The 464-nt window shown below is 69.6% G+C and carries 1 pseudogene; it reads right to left on the bottom strand.

Annotation, left to right across the window (positions count from 1 at the left end):
- Window positions 1–464 (bottom strand): annotated as a pseudogene (locus tag JF781_RS28225) (PPE family protein); the annotation flags it as partial.

Genomic DNA, 464 nt, shown 5'->3' with positions numbered 1-464 from the left:
AGCGAGCGCGCCCGTCAGCCCCGGTCCCGAAGCTGCGGTGCTGGCGGCGCTGACGGCCGGCATCAAATTCTTCATCTGATTCGCGTTCGAGAGCAGGGCACTCGAGATCCACCCCACCGAACTTGTCATCGATAAAGCCGGATTCATGGAACTGAGCGACGAACTCAGGGACGACAGCGACCCCGTGGACGACTCGGACGTGGACGACAGCGGCGACGCGAGCTGCTGCAGAGCCGTGGGCACCGTGGAGGTCACCTGTGACAGGACCGCCTGCGCGTCGGTGCTGGCCGAGCTGCCGACAGCTTGGCCGACCGCGGTCCCCTGCCCGGCCAGGCCGGCCGGGTTGCTGGCGGGCTGCGGCGGGGTGAACTGGGTCAGGAGCGACGCAGTCGCCGAGGCGGCCGCGTAGCCGTACATGGCGGCGGCGTCCTGGGCCCACATCGCCGCGTACTGTGCCTCGGCGA

This window comes from Mycobacterium sp. WUMAC-067, assembly GCF_020217485.1.
In the GTDB taxonomy this organism is placed as follows: Bacteria; Actinomycetota; Actinomycetes; order Mycobacteriales; family Mycobacteriaceae; genus Mycobacterium.
The sequence above is the reverse complement of the archived record's forward strand: the minus strand, read 5'-3'. Positions and strand labels throughout refer to the sequence as shown.